This window comes from Methanothermobacter sp., from assembly GCF_030055435.1.
Taxonomy (GTDB): Archaea; Methanobacteriota; Methanobacteria; order Methanobacteriales; family Methanothermobacteraceae; genus Methanothermobacter.
Genome location: NZ_JASFYG010000001.1, coordinates 348,733 through 373,614, shown reverse-complemented (window position 1 = coordinate 373,614; position 24,882 = coordinate 348,733). Strand labels below are relative to the sequence as shown.

Annotated in this window: 27 protein-coding genes; 17 read left to right on the top strand and 10 right to left on the bottom strand. The window is 48.0% G+C overall.

Going from position 1 to position 24,882, the window contains the following annotated elements; translation table 11 throughout:
• Window positions 1-383, bottom strand: a 383-nt coding sequence (locus QFX30_RS01795) for an isocitrate/isopropylmalate family dehydrogenase (RefSeq protein ID WP_300487333.1), incomplete at its 3' end; no start/stop codon positions are given.
• A 43-nt stretch (window positions 384-426) separates the two neighbouring features.
• On the opposite strand from QFX30_RS01795, the gene QFX30_RS01790 reads away from it, so the two are divergent.
• From QFX30_RS01790 to QFX30_RS01735, 12 genes are all read left to right on the top strand, one after another.
• Window positions 427-744 (top strand): hypothetical protein, encoded by a 318-nt coding sequence (locus QFX30_RS01790; protein ID WP_300487331.1) that lies wholly within the window; start codon window positions 427-429, stop codon window positions 742-744.
• The gene (locus tag QFX30_RS01785; RefSeq protein ID WP_300487328.1) at window positions 651-1,253 is read left to right on the top strand and encodes a tetratricopeptide repeat protein; all 603 of its coding nucleotides are present in this window, start codon (window positions 651-653) and stop codon (window positions 1,251-1,253) included. The genes QFX30_RS01790 and QFX30_RS01785 overlap by 94 nt, the downstream gene beginning before the upstream one ends.
• Window positions 1,254-1,529: 276 nt before the next feature.
• Window positions 1,530-2,096 carry a HEAT repeat domain-containing protein gene (locus tag QFX30_RS01780; protein WP_300487325.1) on the top strand — a complete coding sequence of 189 codons (567 nt, stop codon included), beginning with the start codon at window positions 1,530-1,532 and terminating at the stop codon, window positions 2,094-2,096.
• A gap of 3 nt (window positions 2,097-2,099) precedes the next feature.
• Window positions 2,100-3,077, top strand: coding sequence for a malate dehydrogenase (locus QFX30_RS01775; protein ID WP_300487323.1), 978 nt, complete (start codon window positions 2,100-2,102; stop codon window positions 3,075-3,077).
• A 314-nt stretch (window positions 3,078-3,391) separates the two neighbouring features.
• On the top strand, window positions 3,392-3,970 hold the full coding sequence (pdxT, locus tag QFX30_RS01770) for a pyridoxal 5'-phosphate synthase glutaminase subunit PdxT (protein WP_300487320.1): 579 nt from the start codon (window positions 3,392-3,394) through the stop codon (window positions 3,968-3,970).
• Window positions 3,958-4,875, top strand: a complete 918-nt coding sequence (locus QFX30_RS01765; RefSeq protein ID WP_300487318.1) for a glutamine amidotransferase family protein — start codon at window positions 3,958-3,960, stop codon at window positions 4,873-4,875. Before pdxT ends, QFX30_RS01765 begins: the two co-directional genes overlap by 13 nt.
• A gap of 9 nt (window positions 4,876-4,884) precedes the next feature.
• The gene (locus QFX30_RS01760; RefSeq protein ID WP_300487315.1) at window positions 4,885-5,574 is read left to right on the top strand and encodes a GXGXG domain-containing protein; all 690 of its coding nucleotides are present in this window, start codon (window positions 4,885-4,887) and stop codon (window positions 5,572-5,574) included.
• A complete protein-coding gene (locus tag QFX30_RS01755; RefSeq protein WP_300487312.1) occupies window positions 5,574-6,629 on the top strand; it encodes a Coenzyme F420 hydrogenase/dehydrogenase, beta subunit C-terminal domain in 1,056 nt (351 codons plus the stop codon). Before QFX30_RS01760 ends, QFX30_RS01755 begins: the two co-directional genes overlap by 1 nt.
• A gap of 13 nt (window positions 6,630-6,642) precedes the next feature.
• Window positions 6,643-8,142: a glutamate synthase-related protein gene (locus tag QFX30_RS01750; RefSeq protein WP_300487309.1), complete on the top strand. Its 1,500-nt coding sequence runs from the start codon at window positions 6,643-6,645 to the stop codon at window positions 8,140-8,142.
• Window positions 8,143-8,259: 117 nt separating this feature from the next.
• Window positions 8,260-9,636 carry an MFS transporter gene (locus tag QFX30_RS01745; RefSeq protein ID WP_300487306.1) on the top strand — a complete coding sequence of 459 codons (1,377 nt, stop codon included), beginning with the start codon at window positions 8,260-8,262 and terminating at the stop codon, window positions 9,634-9,636.
• 292 nt (window positions 9,637-9,928) lie between these two features.
• On the top strand, window positions 9,929-11,110 hold the full coding sequence (locus QFX30_RS01740) for an MFS transporter (protein WP_300487303.1): 1,182 nt from the start codon (window positions 9,929-9,931) through the stop codon (window positions 11,108-11,110).
• A gap of 225 nt (window positions 11,111-11,335) precedes the next feature.
• A complete protein-coding gene (locus QFX30_RS01735; RefSeq protein ID WP_300487300.1) occupies window positions 11,336-12,031 on the top strand; it encodes a CDGSH iron-sulfur domain-containing protein in 696 nt (231 codons plus the stop codon).
• A gap of 40 nt (window positions 12,032-12,071) precedes the next feature.
• Here the strand turns inward: QFX30_RS01735 and QFX30_RS01730 are convergent, their stop codons facing one another.
• The 7 genes from QFX30_RS01730 to hypE form a co-directional block, all read right to left on the bottom strand.
• Complete coding sequence (locus QFX30_RS01730) at window positions 12,072-12,545, bottom strand: hypothetical protein (RefSeq protein WP_300487297.1); 474 nt, start codon at window positions 12,543-12,545, stop codon at window positions 12,072-12,074.
• 9 nt (window positions 12,546-12,554) lie between these two features.
• Window positions 12,555-13,178, bottom strand: coding sequence for an energy-coupling factor ABC transporter permease (locus QFX30_RS01725; RefSeq protein WP_300487294.1), 624 nt, complete (start codon window positions 13,176-13,178; stop codon window positions 12,555-12,557).
• A 49-nt stretch (window positions 13,179-13,227) separates the two neighbouring features.
• On the bottom strand, window positions 13,228-13,659 hold the full coding sequence (locus QFX30_RS01720) for a hypothetical protein (RefSeq protein ID WP_300487292.1): 432 nt from the start codon (window positions 13,657-13,659) through the stop codon (window positions 13,228-13,230).
• A 229-nt stretch (window positions 13,660-13,888) separates the two neighbouring features.
• Window positions 13,889-15,166 (bottom strand): DEAD/DEAH box helicase, encoded by a 1,278-nt coding sequence (locus QFX30_RS01715; RefSeq protein WP_300487290.1) that lies wholly within the window; start codon window positions 15,164-15,166, stop codon window positions 13,889-13,891.
• A gap of 197 nt (window positions 15,167-15,363) precedes the next feature.
• Window positions 15,364-15,978, bottom strand: a complete 615-nt coding sequence (locus QFX30_RS01710) for a 5-formyltetrahydrofolate cyclo-ligase (RefSeq protein ID WP_300487287.1) — start codon at window positions 15,976-15,978, stop codon at window positions 15,364-15,366.
• A gap of 63 nt (window positions 15,979-16,041) precedes the next feature.
• Complete coding sequence (locus QFX30_RS01705) at window positions 16,042-16,440, bottom strand: RDD family protein (RefSeq protein WP_300487284.1); 399 nt, start codon at window positions 16,438-16,440, stop codon at window positions 16,042-16,044.
• Window positions 16,441-16,460: 20 nt separating this feature from the next.
• Window positions 16,461-17,471: a hydrogenase expression/formation protein HypE gene (hypE, locus tag QFX30_RS01700; protein ID WP_300487281.1), complete on the bottom strand. Its 1,011-nt coding sequence runs from the start codon at window positions 17,469-17,471 to the stop codon at window positions 16,461-16,463.
• 273 nt (window positions 17,472-17,744) lie between these two features.
• Between hypE and QFX30_RS01695 the strand changes: the two genes are divergently transcribed.
• From QFX30_RS01695 to QFX30_RS01675, 5 genes are all read left to right on the top strand, one after another.
• Window positions 17,745-18,128 (top strand): 30S ribosomal protein S8e, encoded by a 384-nt coding sequence (locus tag QFX30_RS01695; protein ID WP_300487278.1) that lies wholly within the window; start codon window positions 17,745-17,747, stop codon window positions 18,126-18,128.
• Between the two features lie 39 nt (window positions 18,129-18,167).
• Entirely contained in the window at window positions 18,168-18,833 is a 666-nt protein-coding gene (gene polB2, locus QFX30_RS01690) for a DNA polymerase PolB subunit 2 (RefSeq protein ID WP_300487398.1), read from the top strand.
• A 171-nt stretch (window positions 18,834-19,004) separates the two neighbouring features.
• Window positions 19,005-19,685: a TIGR02253 family HAD-type hydrolase gene (locus tag QFX30_RS01685; RefSeq protein WP_300487275.1), complete on the top strand. Its 681-nt coding sequence runs from the start codon at window positions 19,005-19,007 to the stop codon at window positions 19,683-19,685.
• 60 nt (window positions 19,686-19,745) lie between these two features.
• Window positions 19,746-21,308: a YifB family Mg chelatase-like AAA ATPase gene (locus QFX30_RS01680; protein WP_300487272.1), complete on the top strand. Its 1,563-nt coding sequence runs from the start codon at window positions 19,746-19,748 to the stop codon at window positions 21,306-21,308.
• A gap of 5 nt (window positions 21,309-21,313) precedes the next feature.
• A complete protein-coding gene (locus QFX30_RS01675) occupies window positions 21,314-22,126 on the top strand; it encodes a hypothetical protein (RefSeq protein WP_300487269.1) in 813 nt (270 codons plus the stop codon).
• Window positions 22,127-22,130: 4 nt separating this feature from the next.
• Here the strand turns inward: QFX30_RS01675 and xth are convergent, their stop codons facing one another.
• Both xth and feoB read right to left on the bottom strand, forming a co-directional pair.
• Window positions 22,131-22,904, bottom strand: a complete 774-nt coding sequence (gene xth / locus QFX30_RS01670) for an exodeoxyribonuclease III (RefSeq protein ID WP_300487266.1) — start codon at window positions 22,902-22,904, stop codon at window positions 22,131-22,133.
• 46 nt (window positions 22,905-22,950) lie between these two features.
• Entirely contained in the window at window positions 22,951-24,861 is a 1,911-nt protein-coding gene (feoB, locus tag QFX30_RS01665) for a ferrous iron transport protein B (protein ID WP_300487263.1), read from the bottom strand.
• Window positions 24,862-24,882: the final 21 nt, after the last annotated feature.

Genomic DNA, 24,882 nt, shown 5'->3' with positions numbered 1-24,882 from the left:
GTGAATTCTTCATCACCCACATAGAGGTCCTCTGTGTTCTCCCTCACTATGACAAAGTCAAGGTCAGGGTAGAGGCACGGGACACCCGGTAGGGACTTCACAGGCCTCAAATTCGCAAAAAGATCAAGCTCACGCCTCAATGTGATTATGGCACTCTTCTGGCCGGGTACGGTTGTAACTGCACCAAAGAGTGTTGCATCAGATCCTCTGACCAGTTTCACTGTTTCCTCTGGTATGGTTTCACCGCACTTCATGAAGCACTCATTACCTGCCTCTGCATACACAAATTTCAGTTCAAGGTCCAGTCCTCCAAGGACGTGGAGGGCGGCCTCCATGACCTCCTTACCGATACCATCCCCTGGTATAACTGTTATCCTGTACATCAGAACACCTTTTCATATGCATTATTCATTGCATGATGATTCCATGGGAGATGGTATACTATTTAAGGATTCTATGATAAAAGTATACTCAATTGGGGGGATTTTCGTGTTTTACCTTACCTTTCTCAGTATCTTTGATTCCCTGAGGGATGATAGAAGCGCACTTAGACACTACAAGAAGAAGCTTCATGAGTACCAGGAACATGAGGCTGAGGTTCTCATAGATATAGGGGTCATCTACCTTGACAGGGGGAAACAGAGAGGGCAGTGGGAAGTTTTGAGGAGGCCCTTGAAAACTACAGGAAAATCAAATTTCCTGAGGGCGTCGCCTATGCCTCTGAACTCCTTGGAGATTCCCTGATGGCTCAACGGAAATTTGACAGGGCCATGAAATGCTACTCAGAGGCACTCTCAATATACTCGGAGATCAACAGCAAGGTTGCAGATGAACTGAGAGATAAGATATATGAGGCAAGTAAGATAAAGGAGGCGGTGAGTGCAGATGATAGTGAACCTGAACCCGTCCAGCAGGATTCACAGTCCACAGACATTCAATCTGGGACCCAGAAAATCTTCAGACTTGCAGATGACCTAATGGGTATCATTGATTCCTTTGAATCATATGGGAAGTGCTGGGAGGACCGTAACATAGACACCCTCAATTCCAATCTGGAGTCTGCCACAGTTATACGTGACCGCCCAACGGAGGCCCTTCTCAATCTTCTGATAGGTCGCTACAGGATGGATGAGGGTGAACTCTATGATGCCCTGAAGTTCATCAAAAGGTCCACCAGAATTCAGGGAGAGTGGAGATTCTACGGGAGTTGCTGTGTCCCTTGTGATCCTCGGGGTTCTCTTATTCCTTATTGATGAGCGTGAAAATCTCTACAATGTATTTAAGGAGGCGCTTGAGATTTTTAGGTCACGTGGACTTGAAGAGGCTGAAGGGGTTACCATGAATATAATAAATACTCTCACCAAGACGTAAAAATTATTTCTTCTTTTGATGCACATGATAAACTTTAGCTGTATTTTTGCGATATGTGAAAAACATGTAATTCATGGAAATCCAGAGGAGTCACTCCACCAGTTTTCCGGGATAAGTATTATGTATCTCCTTGGACATAACGAACATAAGGTGATAAAATGCAGAGGAGAGAAAATGTTGAGAGACTCATTGAGCAGTTAAGGGAAGACGATGAACTCATGAGGGTTCAGGTTATTGAACTCCTGTGTGAGATAGGGGAACCAGCGGTTGAACAGCTCATTGAGGCCCTCAATGATGATAACAAGTTTGTGAGGAGGGGAGCAGCAGCGGCACTTGGTAAGATTGGGGATCCCAGGGCCATAGGGCCCCTCATAGAGGCTCTGGCCGATGAGAATAAATGGGTTCGAAGGGATGCATCCACTGCCCTTGCAAAGATGGGTGAGGAGGCAGTGGAGCCCCTCCTTGAGAGCCTCTCAAGTGATGACTGGAAGATAAGGGGTGCTGCCGCATGGGTCATAGGGAACTTCCGGGATGAAAGGGCTGTTGAACCACTCATTGAGCTCCTGGAGGATGATAGTGGCTTTGTGAGAAGTGGTGCTGCAAGGTCACTAGAGCAGATAGGCGGGGAACGGGTGAGAGAAGCGATGGAGAAACTTGCAGAGACCGGCACGGGATTCGCAAGAAAGGTCGCCATCAGTTACCTTGAAACTCATCAGGAGGAGTAATTTTTGAAGGTAAGTATAATTGGATCAACGGGGCGTGTTGGAAGGGCAACGGCACTGTGCCTTGCAGAGGAGGAGGCTGTGAAGACACTGCACCTCATATCAAGGAGGGAGAGCCTTGAGCAGAACATTGGAGAGGTCCTTGATATGAGCGACGCCCTTGCAGCCAAGGGGGTTTCGGTTAAACTGGAGAACTCTGCTGACATCGAAAATGTTCACGGCTCAAGGATAGTTGTTATAACTGCTGGTGTCCCCAGAACCGCTGATATGGATAGGGATGACCTTGCATTTCAGAATGGGGTTATCGTTGCCGAGTATGCAAGACAGATTGCCCGTTTCGCCCCGGATTCAATTATACTTGTGGTGACAAATCCTGTTGATGTTATGACATACGTTGCGTTAAAGTATTCGGGTTTTCATCCCAGCAGGGTATTTGGCCTTGGAAACCACCTTGACTCCCTCAGGCTGAAGAATTACATGGCAAGGCATTTCAATGTCCATGTTAGCGAGGTTCACACCAGGGTTATCGGGCAACACGGCCCCTACATGGTCCCCCTCATCAGCTCCACATCAATAGGTGGTATACCAATTGAGCACTATGCAAGGAGGGACTACTTCTCTGGTTACAGGAAGTTCGACCTCAAGAAGACCATAGAGAAGGTTATCAATGCAGGTAGCAACATCATAAGCAGGAAGGGGGCCACCGAATATGGTCCGGCCTTTGCAATCTCCAACATAGTGACAACGATACTGAATGATGAGCGGAGGATACTCACGGTCTCAACCCTTATGGAGGGTGAAATTGATGGTATCAGGGACGTCTGCCTGGGTGTACCTGTGAAGCTCGGTAAGAATGGTATAGAGGGTGTTGTACCGGTTTTAATGGACAGGGATGAAAGGGAAGCCTTCAGGGAGGCTGCAAACCATGTCAGAAACTCCACAATGAAGGTTATGGAGTTTCTGGATGAAGAATTTCCACTTTAGTCTTGTCGCGGTTTTCGCTGAATCACTGGCTGTAAGGGAGTGGTTCCATTATTCACACTTTAATTTCAGGGCTGTCCAATGTGCGCTAATTATCTTTCAGATCTGGATCCACTTATTTTATAGAACTCTTTCAGACTTACCATGGAAATATTTATATAGATGTTCAATTATAAGTTAATTCAAGACCTGGTTTCTGAACATTGTATACTGAGGTTCTGCTGGGTCAGCGTTCACAGATAACCGGCAACTATTTTCCGGTATATTTATATGGTCATGTGCCAAAAACCTAATCAAAAAAACTGAAAGGAGACACCATGATAAGGATAGGAATTCTTGATCTTCAGGGCGATGTTTCCGAGCACCTCGAGATGACCCGGAGGGCCATTGAAAGGATGGATGTTGATGCAGAGGTAGTGAAGGTGAGAACAGCGGAGGATGCATCATCTGTAGATGCAATAATAATCTCTGGCGGTGAGAGCACTGTCATAGGTAAACTCATGGAGGAGACAGGGATAAAAGACGTTATAATCAAGGAAAACAAAGCGGTCATGGGGACCTGTGCCGGGATGGTTCTTCTTGCAAGGGAAACAGACTATGAACAGCCCCTCCTGGGACTCATGGACATGAAGGTTAAGAGAAACGCCTTTGGGAGGCAGAAGGATTCCTTTGAAGAGGACATAGAGATCCTCGGAAAAAGGTTCCATGGAATATTCATAAGGGCACCGGTTGTGCTCGAGGTGGGTGAGGGGGCTGAGGTACTATCCAGACTTGGTGAATGGATCATCGCGGTTAAGGAGGGCTGCAACCTTGCAGTTGCCTTTCACCCTGAACTGGGAGAGGACACGAGACTTCACGAATACTTTATAAAGGAGGTATTGAATTGTGTGGAATAGCGGGAGTGGTCTACAAGGACGGTAAACTTCACAACGTCGGGGCAGACATGACGAGGATGCTCCATGCACTTCAGCACAGGGGCCCCGATTCGGCTGGATTCTCAATTTATGGAGGTCTTGATCTTGAAGAAAACGAGTACCTCCTTAATATTGAGGTTAAAGAAAAGAAGGGACTTCTTGAGAGGGTTAAGGAAACCGTTGAAACTGTAAGCCCCATAAGGAAGGATGAGGTCATACCATCAGTGGAGGACTACATAATATACCGCTGCAGGATCACCCTTGAATCATTCTCACAGCTCAAACCACTCATAATGGAGATAGACAGGATAGAGGATGTCATAGTACTCAATGGAAGCCACTCCTTTGAAATGATAAAGGATGTGGGATCTGTACTTGAAATAGCAGACCGCTACGACACCTGGTCAAAAAAGGGCACACATGCCATAGGCCACACAAGGTTCTCAACAGAGAGCATAGTTGACAGATACCATGCACACCCCTTCCAGAGCTACATCATCCCCGACATAACCGTGGTACACAACGGCCAGATAACCAACTACTGGAAGATAAGGGAACCCCTTGAGAGGAAGGGACACATATTCGAGACAAACAACGACACAGAATGCATAGTCCACTACGTTGCAGATAAACTGGCATCAGGCTACAGCCTAGAGGAGGCACTTGAACAGTCAGTGAAGGACATGGACGGACCCTTCTCATACATCGTCGGAACACCCACCGGAGTGGGGATAGCAAAGGACCAGCTCGGCCTCAGGCCAGGGGTGATGGCAGAGAACGATGAGGTATTCGCTGTCGCATCAGAGGAGGTCTCCCTGAGGGAGGTCATGGATACAACTGAGGTTGAACAGATATCCCCCGGCGAGGTCAGGGTATACGAGATATAGGGTGATATGATGAGGGAAGCAGTAGTTGATGCAGAATCAAAAACCCCCAGGGAGGTTAACAGGGCCATAAAGAGCCTGGCAAAGGACCATGACAGAATAGTTGTTAAAAACCCCAACGCCATGCACTACATCGGCGCGGGACTCACAGAGGACGTGGAGCTCATAATAGATGGTTCAGCCGGGTACTTTGTCGCGACAATGATACATGGCCCAAGGGTTAAGATAAATGGTAACGCGGGATGGTTCCCTGCAGACAACATGACAGAAGGTGAGGTTATAATAGAGGGATCCGCTGGAGATGGAGTTGGACAGGGAATCTACGGAGGAACAGTAGTTGTAAAGAAGGATGCAGGATCAAGAACAGGAGAGATAATGAAGAACGGGACCATCATCATAGGTGGAAACTCAGGTTTCATGACAGGTCTCTTCATGATGGGCGGTCGCATAATAGTCCTGGGGGACCTTGCAGAGGACGCTGGGGAGTCCATCATAAGGGGAACGATATACGTTGGCGGAGAAATAAAAAGCCTTGGAAAGAACGCAAAGGTTGAGGACATAAGCCCGGAGGAGGAAGAGGAACTCAGAGACGTCCTCTCAGAATACGGATTTGAACTTGAAGATGAGGAATACCATTCCTTCAGAAAGATTGTCCCAAGAAGCAAAAGGCCATTCTATGGTGAAGAATCGGAGGAAGGATAATGAGCAGATATGCAATGGTCGGAACACCCTGCCAGATAACAGCAGCCACACTGATGAAAGAATATAACGGGGAATTCCCTGTTGAACTCAGAATTGGGCTCTTCTGCATGGAGAACTTCTCCTACACTTACCTGAAGGAACTTGCAGAGGAGGAGGGTGTTGATCTTAGAGATGTTTCAGAGTGCAGGATAGAGAAGGGCAGGCTCTGGTTCCACCTCAACGATGGAAGCACAGTATCCATACCACTTGAAAGGGCCAGATCCGCAATGAGAAAGAACTGCTCTGTATGCATGGACTTCACATCAGAACAATCAGACGTTTCGGTGGGATCCGTGGGCTCACCGGAGGGATGGTCAACAATCATAATAAGGACAGAAAGAGGTAAGGAGCTGGTTGAGGGAGCTATAAAGGCAGGATACATTGAGACAGCGCCCATAACCGAGAAGGGCCTCAAACTTCTTGAAAAACTTGCATCAGGTAAAAAGAAGGAGAACCTTGAGGAGATACAGAGAAGGGAATCAGTTGCAAGGCCCGTCCTATACTGGAGGGTGATGCCCCAGCATCTCTACCTTGAGGAAATTAAGGACTATCAGTTCGATGATCTCCGGGCAGATGTCATCGATGTTGGCGCATGTGTGCTCTGCGGGGCCTGCGAGGCATCATGCCCTGAGGGTATTGTGAGGATAGACAACAGAAAACCCGAGGTTAAGGGCGAATGTCCCGAGGGCTGCAACGCATGTTATGTGGCATGCCCAAGGACCTACGTACCTGACACTGTAATAAGCCATGAGTCCGCGGCCGAACCCCTGGGGGAGTACACTGAGATACTCTCTGCAAGGGCCCCAATGTTCAGGGGACAGGATGGTGGGGTTGTGACTGCACTCCTTACCTATGCCCTCAGGGAGGGAATCGTGGACGGGGCGCTGGTGGTTGATAAAGACCCTGCAATGCCATGGAAACCCGTACCTGTACTTGCAGAGGATCCGGAGGATGTTGTGAGGGCTGCAGGTACCAAGTACTCAGTATGCCCGATATTGAAGGTATTAAAGGAATAATAGGGGGTTAAAGATGCCTTTTAAGGTTGAGAGAAAGGAAGATGTATGTAAGAGAAACTTTGACCGTCCCGGTTGCTGCTGGTATCTGTGTGATAACCGGGACGATTCACTCTGTGCAAACTGTTTCTCATGTTATAACAACTGTCCACATGGTGTTTACGAGATAATAAACGGGGAACCAGTACCACTGAGGCATGAGAACTGTGTGGGGTGCCGTATCTGTGAGGAGATGTGCCCCAACAATGCAATAGAGGTTAACGCCGTACCCGAGGATAGAAGGAATGTATGGTCATTCAATGACCTTATTGAGATACAGAGGAAATCCAGGGAGGGTTCCTACAAGGTCAGGGGCTGCGGTGCAGTGAGGAGGATACCCACCTTTGACGACCTTGTGATCATACCGGCCCAGGTCTCAAGGCCGCCAATAGACAAGTACAGGGAGCCCTGCAATACACGGGTGGTCCTGGGTGACAGGTTCGCCGAGAACCCCCTTGAACTTGACACACCCATCATGATAGCCGCCATGTCCTTCGGAGCCCTCAGCAAGGAGGCCAAGATAGCCCTTGCAATGGGTGCAACCCTCGCTGGCACAGCCACAAACACAGGTGAGGGGGGAATGCTCCCTGAGGAGCGTAAATACGCCTCAAAACTCATTGCACAGTATGCATCAGGTCGATTTGGTGTCTCTGCAGAGTACCTCAACAATTCAGAGGCCATTGAAATCAAGATAGGTCAGGGTGCCAAGTCAGGTATGGGAGGACATCTGCTTGGAGAGAAGGTAACAGCGGAGGTCTCAAGGATAAGGATGATACCTGAGGGTACCGATGCACTGAGCCCTGCAAGGCACATGGACATCGTTGGACCCGAAGACCTCAGCATGAAGATATCCCAGCTCCGTGAGATAACCGACTGGAAGGTCCCGATAATGGTCAAGTTCACATCAGGCCGTGTTGCCGATGACGTGAAGATAGCTGCAAAGGCAGGGGCAGATATAGTCGTAGTTGATGGTATGCAGGGGGGTACAGGGGCTGGGCCCGACGTTGTAACCGAACACTCGGGCATACCCACAATAGCAGCCATAGTGGAGGCCGATGAGGCCCTCAAGGAGGTCAACCTCCGTGATGAGGTGAGCCTTGTTGCGGCCGGTGGTATAAGGAGCGGGGCTGACGTTGCAAAGGCCATCGCACTTGGTGCAGATGCTGTCTACATCGGTACAGCGGCCCTTGTCTCGATTGGCTGCCGCGTCTGCCAGATGTGCTACACAGGCACCTGCAGGAAGGGTATTGCAACCCAGGATCCAAAACTCAGGAAGCGCCTGGACTATGTTGAGGCAGGTAAAAACGTTGCAAGGTACATAGAGGCAATGACCGAAGAACTTTGCATGCTCACGCAGCAGGCGGGCAACACCGACGTGAGTAAACTTGAAAAGGATGACCTCAGGGCGCTCACCGTGGAGGCCTCTGCACTCACGGGGGTTAAAATGGCTGGAATGGAGGCACCGGCCCGTTTTTAGCCACCAGAACATTTAACTCACCTGATTTTTTAAATTTTTCTATTTTTCCTTTTATGAAACCTATTTAAACATGACCCCCCATAGAGTAATAACAGATTTTTTTCTGGAGGGAATAACTTGAATGAATACAGCAACAGGTCACTCCGGGTCTATGTTCTCATAGCTGCAACACTGTCATCCTTTTTAACACCCTTCATGGGGTCATCCATCAACGTTGCACTCCCTGTTATAGCACTTCAGTTCGGGATAGATGCAATACTGCAGACATGGATTCCAACGGCATTTCTCCTTGCAGCGGCAATCTTTGCAGTACCCTTGGGGAGGATATCTGAGATATACGGTATGAAGAGGATTTTCATCTATGGAAACCTGATATTCACTATTTCAGCGATCCTATCGGCGTTCTCGCCGTCTGCCCTTGCCCTCATAGTATTCAGGGCCATTCAGGGTGTGGGATCAGCGATGATATTCGTCACAGGCCTTGCAATGCTCACCCGCGTATTTCCGCCAATGGAGAGGGGTAAGGCCATAGGTATAAACACGGCAGCAGTGTACATTGGACTTTCAATGGGCCCGGTTCTCGGGGGTTTTCTCACACATTTCCTGGGCTGGCAGAGCATATTCCTTGTAACTGTCCCGGTAACACTCATTGTTCTCGCGGTGTGCCTCCTTAAGGTTGAGGGGGAATGGGCTGATGCATCAGGGGAAAGTTTCGATGTTCCCGGTTCAATCTCCTACTGCATATTTCTGTTTCTTTTAATGTATGGATTCTCCGCCCTTCCTGAGGCTGCGGGGGCACTCATGATAGTCCTGAGTATTCTGGCATTTAGTATATTCCTAAAAATTGAACTATCATCAGAGAGCCCTGTGTTCAATGTAAGGCTATTCAGAAATCTCAGATTCAGTTTCTCAAGTCTCGCAGCTTTAATAAACTACAGCGCAACCTTCGCGGTTTCCCTGCTTCTCAGCTACCACCTCCAGTACATCAAGGGTCTGGACCCTGGCTCCAGCGGACTCATACTCGTCACGCAGCCCATTGTCATGGCCTTCGTGGCCCCCCTAGCAGGGAGGGCCTCTGACAGGTTTAACCCCCAGATACTTGCAGGTATAGGGATGGCAGTAAATGCAGCTGCGCTTCTGAGCCTCAGCATCCTTGATAGGGGTACGCCAATCTTTATGATAGTGGTATCACTTCTTGTCCTCGGCCTTGGTTTCGGGTTTTTCTCATCCCCCAACACCAACGCAATCATGGGGTCCGTTGAGAGGAGGGACTATGGTATTGCATCTGCCACCGTGAGCTCCATGCGCCTCATCGGCCAGGCCTTCAGTATAGGTATCGTGACACTCATCTTCGCCTTCCTGATAGGGAGGGTTCCAATATCCCCTGCAAATTATGACCTCCTCCTAGAGAGCACAAGGATATGCTTCCTGGTGTTCGGGGTCCTATGTTTCATAGGGGTTTTTGCTGCAACAGCCCACAGAAATGACGCTTGATGAACAGACCCCTAAACTTTTCACAAAAAGTGATTTAATCTACACTTTTTTCATTTTTTTGGAAAATTATTTAAACCATTTTTTATCTAATTTTTAGTGAGGGGGGAATATTTGAAAGATGATCATCTGAAGGTTTATGTACTATATGCAGTGACCCTCTCATCATTCCTTGCGCCATTCATGGGTTCATCAATCAATGTGGCCCTCCCCCTTTGGGTGAGAGCCTTAATATGGGACCCTCCCAGCATACTGGGTTATAACAGCATTTCTTTTAACTGCAAACGTCTTTTTATTGCCATTTGGAAGGTTATCTGAGATATATGGGATAAAGAGGCTCTTCATTTCAGGTAACATCATATTCATCACAGCGTCAGTTCTCTGTGCAATGGCACATGATGCAACCTCAATCATCCTGTTCAGGGCATTTCAGGGAATAGGGGCCTCCATGGTACTGGTAACAAGGCTTTCCCTCATATCAATGGTGTTTCCTGCATCTGAGCGTGGCAGGGCCATAGGTGTGAATACAGCGACAATAGATATGGGTCTCTTCGCTGGTCCCATCCTGGGAGGTTTCCTGGCAGAGACCATGGGGTGGGAGTCCATATTCCTATTCATGGTTCCAGTGGGGATCCTTGTTATACTCATCTCACTATCTAGAATTGATGAGGAGTGGATGGCTGGTGGAAGCAGAAAGTTTGATCTTGAGGGGTCACTCACCTACTGCACATCACTTCTCTTCATTCAGGGATTCTCAACACTTGCAAGTGTGAAGGGGCTTCTACTCCTTGTTCTAAGTTTCCTGGCGTTTTCTCTCTTCATCAAGACAGAAACGCAGGTAAGGAACCCTCTCTTTAATGTTGAGTTATTCAAGAATAGGAGATTTTTCTTTTCATCCCTTGAAGCCCTGGTGGTATTCACATCAAAATTTGCGGTTTCCCCGCTTCTCAGCTACCACCTCCAGTACGTCAGGGGACTCAGCCCATCTGCCAGTGGACTTATACTTATAGTTCAACCCCTCATGATGGCCCTGATTGCCCCCCTTGCAGGGAGGATGGCCGATATGGTGAGGCCTCATATTCTGACATCAGCGGGTATGGTGCTTATCTTCACGGCACTCATGGGATTTGCAACACTGGACACTGATACACCGGAAACAGCAGTAATAAGGGGACTCATGCTACTAGGAACAGGTATGGGACTTTTCTCATCCCCGAATACAACAAAGATTATGTGTTCAGTTAAAAGGGATCATGCTGGGGTGGCATCTACCACCGTGACCTCCATGCGCCTCATCGGCCAGGCCTTCAGTATGGGTACAGTGACACTCGTCTTCACTTTCCTGATGGGTAGTGTTTCAGTATCCCCCGCACATTACAAGCTCCTCATGGAAAGCACAAGGATATGCTTCCTTTTATTTGGTATCATCTGTTTCATAGGTTTTTCTGCTGCAAGAACCTGTAGAAACGGTTATTAAATTATTCCTGTATTTTGACAGTTAAAGGATGATCTGGTGGCGAAATGAGTCGTAAGTTCAATGGATCTTATGGCAGCTTTGTGCCTGAACGGTCAAAGCAATCTCTTTCGATTGTTGAGGGGAAGTTACATATTTTACCCTCAAGGATTAATATATTGATTGAGGAACAGGGATCTTCTAGTTGGCCTTGATATTGGGCTACCTGCTCTGGTTATGGTGTTAAAGATGAGAATAAAGGTTCTTAAGGACGGACCATACCTTGTGGAGGGGTCGGTACCCCTCTATGAGGAGGTAATTGTAACAGATGAGGATGGACACACGAGGGAATTTGTTAAGAGAAGAAAGTTCCCGCTGAAGGAGAGGTACCTCCTCTGTCGCTGTGGCGCATCAAAGAACAAACCCTACTGTGATGGAACACACACCGAGGTGGGCTTTGATGGTACCGAAACAGCATCAAGGAAGCCCTATATTGAAAGGGCGACTGTGTTCAGGGCGGGGGACTTTGAACTCACCGATGTACCTGAACTGTGCGACCATTCAAGGTTCTGCCTAAGGGCGGGGGGTATAAGGGAACTCCTCAGGAAGGGTGACACCGAGAGCATACAGATCGCCATTGAGGAGGCGATGATCTGCCCATCAGGGAGACTAGTTCTCTGGGACAGGAGGACAGGGAAACCCTATGAAAGGGACTATGAAAAATCAATAGTGGTTGTCCATGATAAACAGAAAAAATGTGAGGGGCCACTATGGGTGAGGGGAGGTATAAAAATAGAATCCGCCGATGGGAGGGAGTATGAGACCAGAAACAGGGTCACCCTCTGCCGGTGCGGTTTATCTGAGAATAAACCATTCTGTGATGGCAGCCACTGGATGAGTGCAGAGGAGAAACTTGAATTTAAGAGGAAGTGGGGTATTGAGTAGTTTACCAGAAAATAAGAAGAAATGAGAAATTTAGAAATTTCTACCCCATTTTCCTTTTCATCCAGAGCGCCCCTATTAAAAGACCAACTATGACCCCTATCAGTGCCCCTGAAAGGAATGGCGTCATAAAGCCGCTGCCCATCTTTTCTGTATTCACTGAGTTGAGTTCAAGTAGTTTCTCCCTGATTGATGCCTCATCGGCACTGCAGTAAGTCACCCTGCTTGCAAGTTCAGGATGCCTTTCAAGGAAGGCCCTCACGGTGTCCTGGTAGGCAACTGCCAGTATCTTCTTGTTGGGGTTTCCAAGGGCGTGTTCCAGTTCATGCTCCACATCCGATGGGCTCTGGAAACGGTACACGGTGACGTTGACCCCTGTCTCATCGGCCACTGACCGAGCAAGTTTTCCTGTGGAGTTATCGGCTATTACAATGAATGACTCTGTGGTTATCTCCATTCCATGGGCTGAAACACCGCCAATAAGGAGAAAAATTAGTAGAAACACAAATTTCTTCACATGAACCACCTAGACCTTTTCCATTGCAATGAGCTCAGGTTTCATCCTCTCAAGGAATAAGAATATGAACATGCTTGCAGTACCCTCCACAACACCCACGAATATGTAGAAGGGTATGAGTGTTGACATGAGCATTTCAGGGCCCGCAATACCCGCTGCCAGGAGTATCATGATGTGGAATGCGGTTGCAATCATTATGCCCAGGAAGGTGGCTGAGAATACAGCAAGGCCCCTGTCAAGTTCACTTAGAACCCTGTAGACTCCATAGGTTCCGATTCCAAGGCCGATACCCATTGTCAGTATATTGGCCCCCATACTGGTTATCCCCCCCATTCCAAGTATGAAGAACTGGACGAGGAGGCAGAGCACCGCAACCATAACCGCCGTGAGGGGGCCGAGTATTATGGCGGCGAGGGGTATCAGGAAGAAATGCACCGGGACACCGAAGGGTGATGGTACAGATATGGATGATGCAACCGTCGCTGCGGCTGCAAAAAGTCCTGTTCCAGCTATCCTTTTTTCCTTTCCGGGTTTCTTTGAGAATATGTAGAAGAAAATGCCAATGTTCACGAGTGCAACAGCCCAGTAAACTGCAGACTGCCACAGTGGCATGATTCCATCGGGTATGTGCACTGTTGAACCTCCTTTAAGCGGTATCAGATATTGCACTTATTTTGGATATTCAGTTTCGTGGGAACCTGAACGCGGTTAAACCGAAAACCAGGCACATTCCTGCAAGTGCAGGTATGAATCCGTAATCTGGTTTATTCATATTGACATCTGCTGTTTTTGTGGTATTCTCCCTTTCATCTGTAACGTTCTCTGCAGGCCAGGCACTGCTTTCAGCACTGGATTTCTCTGATGAATCTGATGAGTCCGATTTACTTTCATGGTTGGTTTTATGACCACCTGATGTGCTTGCTTTGCTGCTGCTCTGACCTGAAGGCTTATTGGAAGTGCTGGATGAATCTGATGTGGTGGATGAACCTGATTTACTGTCACCTGAATCCGATGGCTCCTCAATGTAGTAACCATGGCCGGGGTGGGCCCATGCATGATGCGAGAGACCCGCGATCAGCGCAACCGTCGCTAAAATGATAAGGAACCTTCTCATTATATCACCACCGATTAGTTAAAACATCTTCAATATATAAAATCTTTTATTACCGAGAACACTTATAGGAATCTAAAAGTAATACTGAAATGGGGATGTGGTCGCGGAATTCCCATTGATGAGGAGATCCATGAAATCAAAGGTTAAATGCTCTCTGTGATTTAGAAAATTAAAGAATATGGGGGGATAATAGATCATACTCTATTCCTAAAATAGAAATAAGCCTCTTCTACTTTGAGGATTCCAGAACATCCAAAAGGGCATGTGAGATATCCCTGAAACTGTAACCCTCACTTACAAGGTTTTCCAGGAGCTTGGAGTCACTGTAACTCTTGGAGTTAAGGTTCCTCCGGAGCACCTCAACAAGGTCCTCCTCGTAACTCCTCCTTATCTCCCGTGGGGATGGCATGCTGCTCTTCTTTATCCTTTTACCTGTGAAGGACTGGATTCGCCTTAACTTGTGAACCTCCCTTCCAACAACAAGTGTGAAGGATTTTCCACTTGAACCGGCACGCCCGGTACGCCCTATCCTGTGAACATAGTACTCGTTCTCGAATGGGAGATCATAGTTCACAACGACCTCCACATCGGGCACATGTATACCCCGTGCAGCAACATCAGTTGCAATGAGAAGGTTGAACCTTCCCTTCCTGAAGCGTTCCATGACACGTTCACGCTTTGACTGTGATAGGTCCCCATGAATTTCATCCACAGAGTAACCCATACGGCCAAGCTGCTTTCTGAGCCTCTGAACCCTCCTTTTGGTGTTGCAGAATATGAGGCCCATTCCTATGTCATTAGATGTCAGTATCCAGTCAAGGAGCTCAACCTTGTCCTCCTCCCTGGTTTTGAAATAGAATTCATCTATCCTTGGGCCGTGTTTTTTCTCAACACGGAGGATCTGGGGGTTCCTCATATACCTCTCAGCGATCCTTAGTACCGGCTTTGAGATGGTTGCAGAGAACAGGAGGGTCTGTCTCCTTTCAGGTACGTGGGATAGTATCCTTTCTATGTCCTCTATGAAGCCCATGTTGAGCATCTCATCTGCCTCATCAAGCACGACCGTGGATATGCCTACAAGGTCCACAGTACCCCTATCAATATGATCTATGAGCCTTCCTGGTGTTGCGACGATAACATGGACGCCCCTCCTGAGCTCAGCTATCTGACCTCCAATACCCTGGCCACCATACACCGCAAGCACCCTCACATTAAGGTACTTACCTATCCTCCTTATCTCATCGGTGACCTGCAGACAGAGTTCACGGGTCGGGCAGATCACAAGTGCCTGGGGGACCCTCTCTGGTTCAAGGTTCTCAAGCAGTGGTATGGCAAAGGCTGCGGTTTTTCCGGTTCCGGTCTGGGCCTCGCCAACAACATCCATACCATCAAGTGTAATAGGTAATGTAAGTGCCTGGATTGGGGTTGTACCCTCAAATCCCATATCATCAAGGGCCCTATTAATTTCCCCTGAGATATCAAATTCACTGAATTTCAATTCTTTCATTTTTATCTTTTCCTCAATTCTTAAAAATCGATTATTCAATTATCAGCTGCCGCCGCAGACTTGAAACATGATAGCCCAATTCCTGCCAGGCACATGATAATTAAAAATCAGCACATATCCATGTTGAACTCCACACTATTTAAAGTAATGGTTTCGGTGAGAATTTTCAGGATTTAGTTCATTGTAAGAATCTTGGTTCAGAAGACTCGTGGGATTTTTTCATCGAGAAAGAGCCTTATAATACGCATGGGTGTCACTATCATGTTTATCTTTTCATCGTGGTTCTCAACAGGGACACTTTCAATGATCTGCAGCTCATGTACCGTTGTGGCTATGGGGGTGTCTTCTCCTATGGCCCCCTGCCCCCTGAGTTCAGATATCTCCCTGTCACCGTATCCTCCCCCCTTACCGAGGCGGTTTCCCTCCAGGTCAACGGCAACTGATCCCTCAACAACAAGATCAACCTCTGGGAATCTGCTGATGAATGAGCCATACCTGTAGGCTCCCCTTATGGTTGATGCAGCATCAGCATCAGGGACATCCGCCGGGATTAAAAGGTAACCATCTTTTATCTTTGGTGTGGGCATTACAAGGTCCTTTCCATCATCAAGGGCCAGTTTTCGCACGGGGCGCTGGGCAGAATCAGGGGATGAGAATACAACACATGCTCTTTCCCATTCAATGGTTCTTGAAAGTCTTTCTGCGGCTGCAACTGACCCCTGAAAGTCAGGTATACGGCCGTGGGGACGTCTACTTACGCCACTATCATACAGGAGTTTCCACATCCTCTCTCTGACCACATTCTTATCCATCATCATTTTCTACAGATACATGTAAATAGATTGTACCTTCAGTATCATCATGTACTGGGGTCTCTATTCATTTTCCTCTGCACTGACAACCCGTGTACCTGCAATGGCGTCGAGTAATCTCAGGCGATTCCTGGAGCGTCCCAGGATAACGTCCAGAATGAGGGGGAACCAGAGTATCCTTGAAAGGTTCCTTATGACAAGCTGCTGCCACCTGAGTTCATCCTCCTCTGATATTACGTGAAGGCCCATCATCCTCTTACCCACTGTTCCTCCATGATACTCAAGGTAACTGAAATAAAGAATGGTTATGATGCCGAGGAGGAGGAGCCAGTAGTTATAGATTGAGAAAATGTTCAGGAGAAGTGCTAATGGATAAACAAGGACTGTTAAGAGGTACATCACTCCTGTAACCACAAGGAAATCCACTAAAAATGCATAGAGTCGCTTCTTCTTAAGTTCCATAACACCCCTCCTGTATCAGATCAGCACACCCTAGGAACGGGATCAGCAACAGGAGCCTCGAGTATCCTCCTGCCGCCAAGGCTTGTTTCAAGGATCACATGCCGGTCCTGATTCGCTTCACCTATTATCCTTGCGTTTTCACCGTATGGTGCCTTCCTCACGGCTCTGAGGACATCCTCGGCGTATTCAGGGTCGACACCCATGATGACCTTGCCCTCATTGGCAACCTCATAGGGGTCGATGCCCAGCATCTCAGACACAGCCCTCACCTCCTCCCTCACAGGGATCATGTCCTCATCAATAACCATCCCAACACCTGATTTATCTGCGAGTTCGTTGAGGGCATTTGCTATACCGCCCCTTGTGGGGTCCTTCATTGCGGTAACACCACCAACCTCAAGGGCCGCCTCAACCATACCCCATACCGGGGCAACATCCGATTCAAGGTCGGTGTCGAATCCAAAACCCTCACGGAAGGCCATGAGTGCCATACCATGGTCCCCTACGCTGCCTGTGAGTATGATCTTATCACCGGGCCTCAGTCCTGAGTCCCTTATTATCTCACCACGCTTCACAACACCTATACCCGTGGTTGTTATGACCATCCTGTCCAGTTTACCCCTCTCCATGACCTTGGTGTCCCCGGTGACTATTGATACACCGGTCTCCCTGGAGACAGCGTCCATTGACTGCACGATCCTCTCAAGATCCTCGCCAGGGAATCCCTCGCTGAGGATCATTGCACTTGCAATTGCAAGGGGCCTTGCACCCATAACTGATATGTCGTTGACTGTACCTGCAATCGATATCTTGCCTATGTCACCGCCTGGGAAGAAGAGGGGGTCGACTGTGTGGCCATCGGTACTCATAACTATCTCATAGTCGCCGAGGGGTATGCTTGCACCGTCGTCAAGGTCCTCGAGGCCAACTCCGCCGTTAACCCTTGTGTTATGGATATTGGATAGTATTATGTTTGATATGAGGTCCTGCATGACTTCTCCGCCTGCACCATGGGACATGCCGATCTTCATAGATTCACCTGTACAATCTCTTGATTATAGGGTATCTTGCTGATGGTATAAAACCTTTCATTGGTGTAATCACATATTGATTCAGGAGGAGCTTTCCATAAGATGTTTTAAGGAGTTAAGATGATGGATTCAGTGATCCATAGCATACCCTAGAAGCACAATGTTTTTAAATGGGGGATCCTATATTATAGATAAATTTATCTATACCGAGTCACTGAGTTTCCTAAACTCAGCATTACTGATTCTGATAGAGTCTTAGATTGAGGTGAAATAATGGCAATATGGCAAGGTAAATCAATGAAGAAACCAAGCGGTGGAAGAGCCAAGATGAACCGCGGAAAGAGGAAATACGAACTTGGAAGGGAACCCGCCGAGACAAAGATCGGTGACAGGCGTGTTAGGATGATAAGAACACGTGGGGGCAACACCAAGGTCAGGCTCGCTGCAGATACCAAGATAAACGTTGTTGACCCTGAAACAGGTAAAGTTGAGGTTGCAGAGATAAGAAATGTTGTTGAGAACGCAGCAAACCCCCACTTTGTGAGGAGGAACATCATAACAAAGGGTGCTGTTGTTGAAACCAGTCTTGGAAACGCTAGGGTCACATCCAGGCCCGGCCAGGACGGTGTAATAAACGGAGTACTTATAAAGGAATAGATTTCCATCAAAGCCCCTCAACCGACCATGGGGTGTAATATGTCAGATAACCTTGAGGCTGAGATACTATCCCAGGTGGAAAGGTTCCTCGAATACATCAACAGCACCCTGCCTGAGGGTATGGAGCTGGAATTTGAGGGCTTTTACAGGAGGGGCTTCTTCGTAACAAAAAAGAGGTACGCCTTAATAGAGGATGACACGATTGTTGCAAAGGGCCTTGAACTTGTGAGGCGTGACTGGGCACCGATAGCTAAAAAAACCCAGCAAAAGGTTTTAATGGCCATTCTAAGAGACGGATCCCCTAAGAAGGCAAAAAAAATAATAAGGGATGTTGTAAGGCGCATAAGGGGCGGCGAAGTGGAACTGGATGACCTTGCAATCCACACCCAGATAACAAGGGACCTATCTGAGTACAAACAGATAGGCCCACATGTCATCGCCGCAAAACGATCCCTTGAGAGGGGAAGGCGCATTGAGAGGGGCTCCATAATCAGGTATATCATAGTTAAGGGAAGGGGCCCCATAAGTCAGAGGGCCTTCCCACTTGAGGATGCTGAGGGAATGGAGTACGACCCGGACTATTACATTGAAAACCAGGTTATGGCTGCGGTATCAAGAATAATGTCATCTCTCGGCTACTCCACAGAGGATATAAATTCTCTCTCATGTGGCGAAAGGCAGAGCAGTCTCGACGCCTTTTTCTAATGACAGTAACTTATTTTTTTAATTGAGATTGTATGTTCTGGACCTCCGCTCAGAGGTTATAGGCAGAATAGTTTTACATATTATTTTACATCATAATATTATCTGTAGAGAAACCAACACTGTTATAATTGATTAACTATAGAGTCTCATTACAGAGAGTAAGGTGGGAAGATGCTGAAGGCGGTTTTCTTTGATATTGATGACACGCTCTATGACACATCAGGATTTGCCAGACTTGCAAGAAAGGCTGCCCTGAATGTGATGATAGACGCCGGGTTACCTCTGACACAGGAGGAGGCATACAAACTTCTGAGGGAGATAATCGCTGAGAAGGGATCAAACTATGATAAACATTTCAATGTGCTCACAAAGACGGTTTTCGGTGAGGAAAAACCCCTTCTCATTGCCCTTGGAATGATAACATACCACAACGTTAAGTTCGCACTTCTCCGGCCATTCCCCAATACAACATCAACGCTCATACACCTAAAGAGCAAAGGATACAGGCTGGGGGTCATATCCAACGGTATAACAATAAAGCAGTGGGAGAAACTGATAAGGCTGGGGATACACCACTTCTTCGATGAGGTTGTCACCTCAGATGAGGTTGGCTTTGAGAAACCAAACATCAGGATCTTTGAAGAAGCCCTCAGAAGGATGGGCTGCAAACCTGAAAGGTCCATCATGGTGGGGAACAAATTCAATGAGGACATACTGGGGGCAACCAACGCGGGAATGTCAGCCATACTCGTCAACTCAGAGCTTACAGATGAAGAACGGGATCTCATTAAAAAGAGGGGCCTTGATGTTACAGTCATCGATGACATCAGCGAACTTAAGGAGATTCTCTAGTTAGGATCTCCACATTTTTCCTGGGGGATGAACATGATTTCATGGATAGGGGGATGAGTGATGAACTGTGATGACTACTACCACGATGAAAACATGGTTGAACTCTTTGAGGAGCTGAAACAGCCAAAGACACTTGAGGAACTGGGTTTATCCTACTTCTTTGTGAGGGACCTTGTTTTGAAGATTCTTTTAATATACGGAACGGTTAAAACCCAGAGAGTAACTGATATTACCGGTATACACCTGGATATACTTGAGGATGTCCTCGGCCAGATGGAGAAGGATGGTTTCTGCGCCCCGGTGGGTGGAAGCTTCCTATTCTCCAGTGTGGAGTATACACTGACAAAGAGGGGAGTTGAGAAGGCCCGCCTTGTAATGGAGGAAAACCCTTATATTGGAATGGCTCCGGTACCCTATGAGAGATACTTTGAGCTGATGGATGAACAGTTAAGGAACCGTTTCCCAATAAAGATACCCCCGGAGGTTATTGAAAGGACCTTCAGGGACGTTGTTGGATTATCATATGCAAAGGAATGTCTTGTTGAGTCATGCACCATTGGTAAGGGGCTTTTTGTTTATGGTGCTCCGGGAACAGGTAAAACCTTCATCATAAGCAAGGCATCGGACCTTCTACCCCCCCTTGTGATCCCCCGCTTTATAGAGTTCAGCGGGAGGGTTATACAGATATATGACCCTGACTTCCACAAGCCATGTCCTGAGGAACCGGATGATCCCCGCTGGATAAAGATACACGCCCCATTCGTTTTCACAGGTTCTGAACTGAGCCTCAATGAACTTGAGACGACCTACAATATGAATAAGGGTGTATATGAGACCTCACCCCTGATAAAGGCCAACGGTGGAGTGCTTCTCATTGACGACCTTGGAAGGCAGAGGGATGACCATGAGGTGATCCTCAACCGTCTCATAGTGCCCCTTGAGAACAAGAAGGATGTCATATACATAAGGGGGGTTCCTGTTATATTCCATACCCACTTCATCCCTGCATTCTCAACCAACCTTGATGTGAGCATAATGGATGAGGCGCACCTCAGGAGGGCGCCTCTCCACATATTCCTCAGAAACCCCCCTGTTGAAAATGTTGCGGAGGTATTCAGGCGCAACCTTGATGCCACAGGCGAGGATTACGATGAAGAGGTCCTTGAAAGGATTAGGATGGTATACACTCCAGTCGCCGATGGCGGCGAGGGGCTGCAGCCAAGTTATGCCCATGCCCGTGACCTTGCACAGATTGCCCAGGCAGTTAGGATAAACATGGAGAAGGAGAGGATTGACCTTGAGGTCATTGAAAGGGCCCTTGATAAGCATGTCCTCATAGCACTCCAGAGGATGGATATCGATATCAGTCAGGTGCATCACAGTGTAAGGACATTCCGTGTTGTGACCCCCAAACCCGAGAGTGCCGAAAGGGTGCTTAAACTCTACGGTGCCCTCACGGTTGCACTGGAGGATGGGGGTGTTCTAGCGGACTTTGAGGACTCAATAAGCCCTTCACAGCTTCTGGCCCATCTGCAGGGTGAGGGTCTTTCTGTGGGAAGGGTTGAGGTGGTGGCTGAAACCAAACGTGAAATCAAGAAGGCCATACTGGAATACAGTGGATGATATTTATGGAGCCGCTCCTGGTTGATGTGCTGGTCGCTGCAGGTGTATCCGTTGGTGTCTGGACGGTACTTGAGCTCCTACCATCATTGTTTCCCAGGGAGGTGGGGAGATTTGCAGCACGCATCAGGCCACTCCCATCCAGTGCAGTTGAGATATCCCAGTACCTCAACCTCCTCAGAAGTGGAAGGCCGTGGCAGGTCTTCATGGCCCTTGAGGTTATAGGGGAACTCTTTAGGATTAAGATCCGGGAACTTGAGTCCCTGAAGTATGAGGAATGGAAGAGGGAGGTTGAATCCCAGAAGGAACGGATGGAGAGGAGGGGGCTCAGTGACGATGAGATACTCCACCTTGAGGCTGGAAGGGAGATGATCCAGAACTCCAATAACCTGAATCTTAAATCAGGAGGGGGTCTTTATTCCAGCCCTGAAGAGGAGGAGTTCATAAGGATCAGAAATCATAAAAAGGACCTGTTACCTGATCTGAGGGATAAGTATTCTGATTTCAGGATATGGGCGCTGAAGAACAGGGACATTCTGAGGTATGTGCAGGAGAGGGTCTTCAGAATGGAGGAACTTGACCTTGAAAACCTGAGGGACCACAGCAGGGAATGGGCCCTTGTGAATATATGGGGGATGGAGCCACCTGAGAGTTACTCTGAGGACGAAATCCTCGAGGATATTCTCCTGTACATTGAAATAAAGGATGATAACATTATCAGTAAATTCGCCCATGGCCTGAGCAGTCACAGCGACTCCCTGAGGTACCTCGATAAGGTTATATCCACTGTTTCAGCCTGGAAACAGGAAGGCGAAACATGAAGCCTTAGACCTCTATCTCAAGTCCTATTGGGCAGTGGTCTGATCCCATCACCTCTGAGAGTATCCATGACCTTTTAACGTTCTTTGCGAACTCCTCATTCACAAAGAAGTAGTCGAGTCTCCATCCCACGTTTCTCTCACGGGCCCTGGTCCTGTAACTCCACCATGTGTACTGGCCTGGCTCCTTGTTGAACATCCTGAATGTGTCAACGTACCCGTTTTCAATGAATTTGTCTATCCAGGCCCTTTCAACCGGTAGAAACCCTGATACGTTGCTGTTCTCCTTTGGCCTTGCCAGGTCTATCTCCCTGTGGGCTGTGTTGAAGTCACCGCATATCACAGTGTTCCTGCCAGCGTCCCGTTCCCTGTTGACGTCTTCGAGGAATGCGTCATAGAATTCAAGTTTGTACTTCAACCTCTCATCTGACATTTTCCCGTTGGGGAAGTATATGTTGTAGAGGAGGAAGTCATCAAAATCTGCAACCTGTATGCGGCCCTCAATGTCGAATCTCTCCACACCAAAGCCCTCCCTGAGGGATTTCGGGGGTATCCTTGTGTACATGGCGACTCCACTGTATCCCTTCCTCTCTGCTGGGGTGAAGAAACTCCTGTAACCCTCAACATACCTTAACCTTCTGGGGAGCTGTTCGGGACTCGCCTTGGTCTCCTGAAGACAGAGGATATCTGGTTTCTCTTCCATGAACCAGTCAAGGAATCCCTTACGGTACACGGCCCTCAGACCGTTAACGTTCCAGGATATTATCTTGATTTCTGCCATGGTACCACAGGATTATTTCTGTCCTCAGCACCTTAAGTATTGATCATCACATGATGAATGGGAGTATCCTTGCAAAGATTCCGCCGAGGAAGAAGGCGGTTCCAAGGTTTGCAAGGGTTATTATGGATGTGGATTTCCACCCGAATTCCCGTGCAAGTACTGCTATTGTTGAAAGGCAGGGGAAGTAGAGCATTCCCACGAGGGTGAGTACAAGGATCTGGGGTGCTGTAAGTGCCGCCCCAATATCTGTTCCAACCAGTGAGACGAGCCCCAGGAGGATGAACTCCTTCCTCACAGCCCCAAGGATCAGGAGTATCCCGGCAAATACCGGCAGTTGTAACCAGCCAGCTGTGAGTGGTGCCATGATATTGCTTACTGGATTCAGAAACCCGAGGGCGTAGAGGAGCTGTATGAGGGCGCTCCCGATTATGTATATGGGGAATACAAGGTATATGAGGGACTTTGTCCTTGTCCAGGTCTGCCTTGCTATGACCCTGAAGGATGGCATCTTGAGGGAGTGCATCTCCATTATAAGGCCGGTTGTTTCACCGGGAAGCGCCTTCAGTGCAAGTTTACCCATTATGAATATTATGAGGAGGTCCAGGATGTATAACCCTATGGCCCACCATACACTGACAAAGAGGGCCACAAGTCCCAGTATCAGGATTGTCCTTGCGGCGCAGGGTGCGAAGGATATTGCAAAGGCTGCAAGGAGCCTTTCCCTGGGGGTTTCAAGTATCCGTGTACTGTCGATTGCCGGTACACTGCAACCGTATCCGAGTATGAGGGGTATGAGGGCTTTGCCATGGAGCCCTATCTTTCTCATGAAGGCGTCCATCATGAACGCGACCCTGGTGAGAAGCCCCGAGTTCTCGATGTAGGATAGCATGAGGTAGAAGGGTATGACGAATGGTATCACGAGGGTTAAACCAGCCACTATACCCCCGAAGGCCCCGTTCCATATTATGGATTCAATTGGACCTGAGAACTGGGGGTCAACTGGCTGAAAGAATCCGAATATATTGGTGAGCGTATCTGATAGGAATTCACCCACAACGAAGGTCCAGAGGAGGAGACCTCCAACAACAAGGACTGATGAGATGTAACCGTAGATGGGGTGTGTGAGGAAACCGTCAAGGCGCTCTGAGAGGGATGTTTTTATCTCTGATTGTTTCTGCGCCCCTGCTGCTATCATATTTGAGAGGGAGTATCTCTCAGAGGCAATAACAGAGAATGATGGTTCATTGTGTATTCTTTCAATCTGGGCTGCAAGTTCAGCTGCAAGTTTTTTCACGTCGGATGGCATCATGGCGGTTATTTCAGGGTCGTTTTCAAGGAGCTTTATAGCAACCCATCTCTTTGAGTAGCCCTTTGGAATTTCGGGAAGTGCTTCCATAAGTGTTCTTATGCGGCTTTCAACCTCTTCCCCGTATTCTATGACCTCTGGTTTTATCCCCTTATCAGCCACTTCGAGGGTTTTTCTGAGGAGCTTCTGGAGTCCCTGGCCCTTAACAGCCACTGTTGATACAACAGGGACACCCAGGGCACCTTCAAGTTTCTTCTCGTCTATAAATATCCCCTTCTGCCTGGCCATGTCCACCTGGTTGATGCAGATAACCATGGGGACCTCCATCTCCATGAGCTGGAGTGTGAAGAAGAGGTTCCTCTCAAGGACGGAGGCATCAAGTACGTTTATGACCACATCCGGTTTCTCGTTGACTATGAACTCCCTGGAGACTATCTCCTCCATGGAGTAGGTTGAAAATGAGTATATGCCTGGGAGGTCAATTATGTGGATGTCCCGGCCCTGAAATTTAAGGTAACCCTCTGCCCTTTCAACGGTTTTTCCTGGCCAGTTCCCGACTATCTGGTTTGACCCTGTCAGCTGGTTGAAGATCACACTTTTACCCACATTGGCGTTTCCTGCAAGTGCAACGGTTATCTCAGATTTCTCCATCAGTAAACACGTCCCGGTTGA

Coding starts and splice junctions, on each gene's coding strand:
- QFX30_RS01790 (WP_300487331.1), top strand. CDS start 427: ATGGGAGATGGTATACTATTTAAGGATTCTATGATAAAAGTATACTCA.
- pdxT (WP_300487320.1), top strand. CDS start 3,392: ATGATAAGGATAGGAATTCTTGATCTTCAGGGCGATGTTTCCGAGCAC.
- QFX30_RS01705 (WP_300487284.1), bottom strand. CDS start 16,440: ATGGAACTTAAGAAGAAGCGACTCTATGCATTTTTAGTGGATTTCCTT.
- hypE (WP_300487281.1), bottom strand. CDS start 17,471: ATGAAGATCGGCATGTCCCATGGTGCAGGCGGAGAAGTCATGCAGGAC.
- QFX30_RS01760 (WP_300487315.1), top strand. CDS start 4,885: ATGAGGGAAGCAGTAGTTGATGCAGAATCAAAAACCCCCAGGGAGGTT.
- QFX30_RS01755 (WP_300487312.1), top strand. CDS start 5,574: ATGAGCAGATATGCAATGGTCGGAACACCCTGCCAGATAACAGCAGCC.
- polB2 (WP_300487398.1), top strand. CDS start 18,168: ATGTCAGATAACCTTGAGGCTGAGATACTATCCCAGGTGGAAAGGTTC.
- QFX30_RS01675 (WP_300487269.1), top strand. CDS start 21,314: ATGGAGCCGCTCCTGGTTGATGTGCTGGTCGCTGCAGGTGTATCCGTT.
- QFX30_RS01750 (WP_300487309.1), top strand. CDS start 6,643: ATGCCTTTTAAGGTTGAGAGAAAGGAAGATGTATGTAAGAGAAACTTT.
- QFX30_RS01720 (WP_300487292.1), bottom strand. CDS start 13,659: ATGAGAAGGTTCCTTATCATTTTAGCGACGGTTGCGCTGATCGCGGGT.
- QFX30_RS01710 (WP_300487287.1), bottom strand. CDS start 15,978: ATGGATAAGAATGTGGTCAGAGAGAGGATGTGGAAACTCCTGTATGAT.
- QFX30_RS01680 (WP_300487272.1), top strand. CDS start 19,746: ATGAACTGTGATGACTACTACCACGATGAAAACATGGTTGAACTCTTT.
- QFX30_RS01685 (WP_300487275.1), top strand. CDS start 19,005: ATGCTGAAGGCGGTTTTCTTTGATATTGATGACACGCTCTATGACACA.
- QFX30_RS01735 (WP_300487300.1), top strand. CDS start 11,336: ATGAGAATAAAGGTTCTTAAGGACGGACCATACCTTGTGGAGGGGTCG.
- QFX30_RS01695 (WP_300487278.1), top strand. CDS start 17,745: ATGGCAATATGGCAAGGTAAATCAATGAAGAAACCAAGCGGTGGAAGA.
- QFX30_RS01780 (WP_300487325.1), top strand. CDS start 1,530: ATGCAGAGGAGAGAAAATGTTGAGAGACTCATTGAGCAGTTAAGGGAA.
- feoB (WP_300487263.1), bottom strand. CDS start 24,861: ATGGAGAAATCTGAGATAACCGTTGCACTTGCAGGAAACGCCAATGTG.
- QFX30_RS01715 (WP_300487290.1), bottom strand. CDS start 15,166: ATGAAAGAATTGAAATTCAGTGAATTTGATATCTCAGGGGAAATTAAT.
- xth (WP_300487266.1), bottom strand. CDS start 22,904: ATGGCAGAAATCAAGATAATATCCTGGAACGTTAACGGTCTGAGGGCC.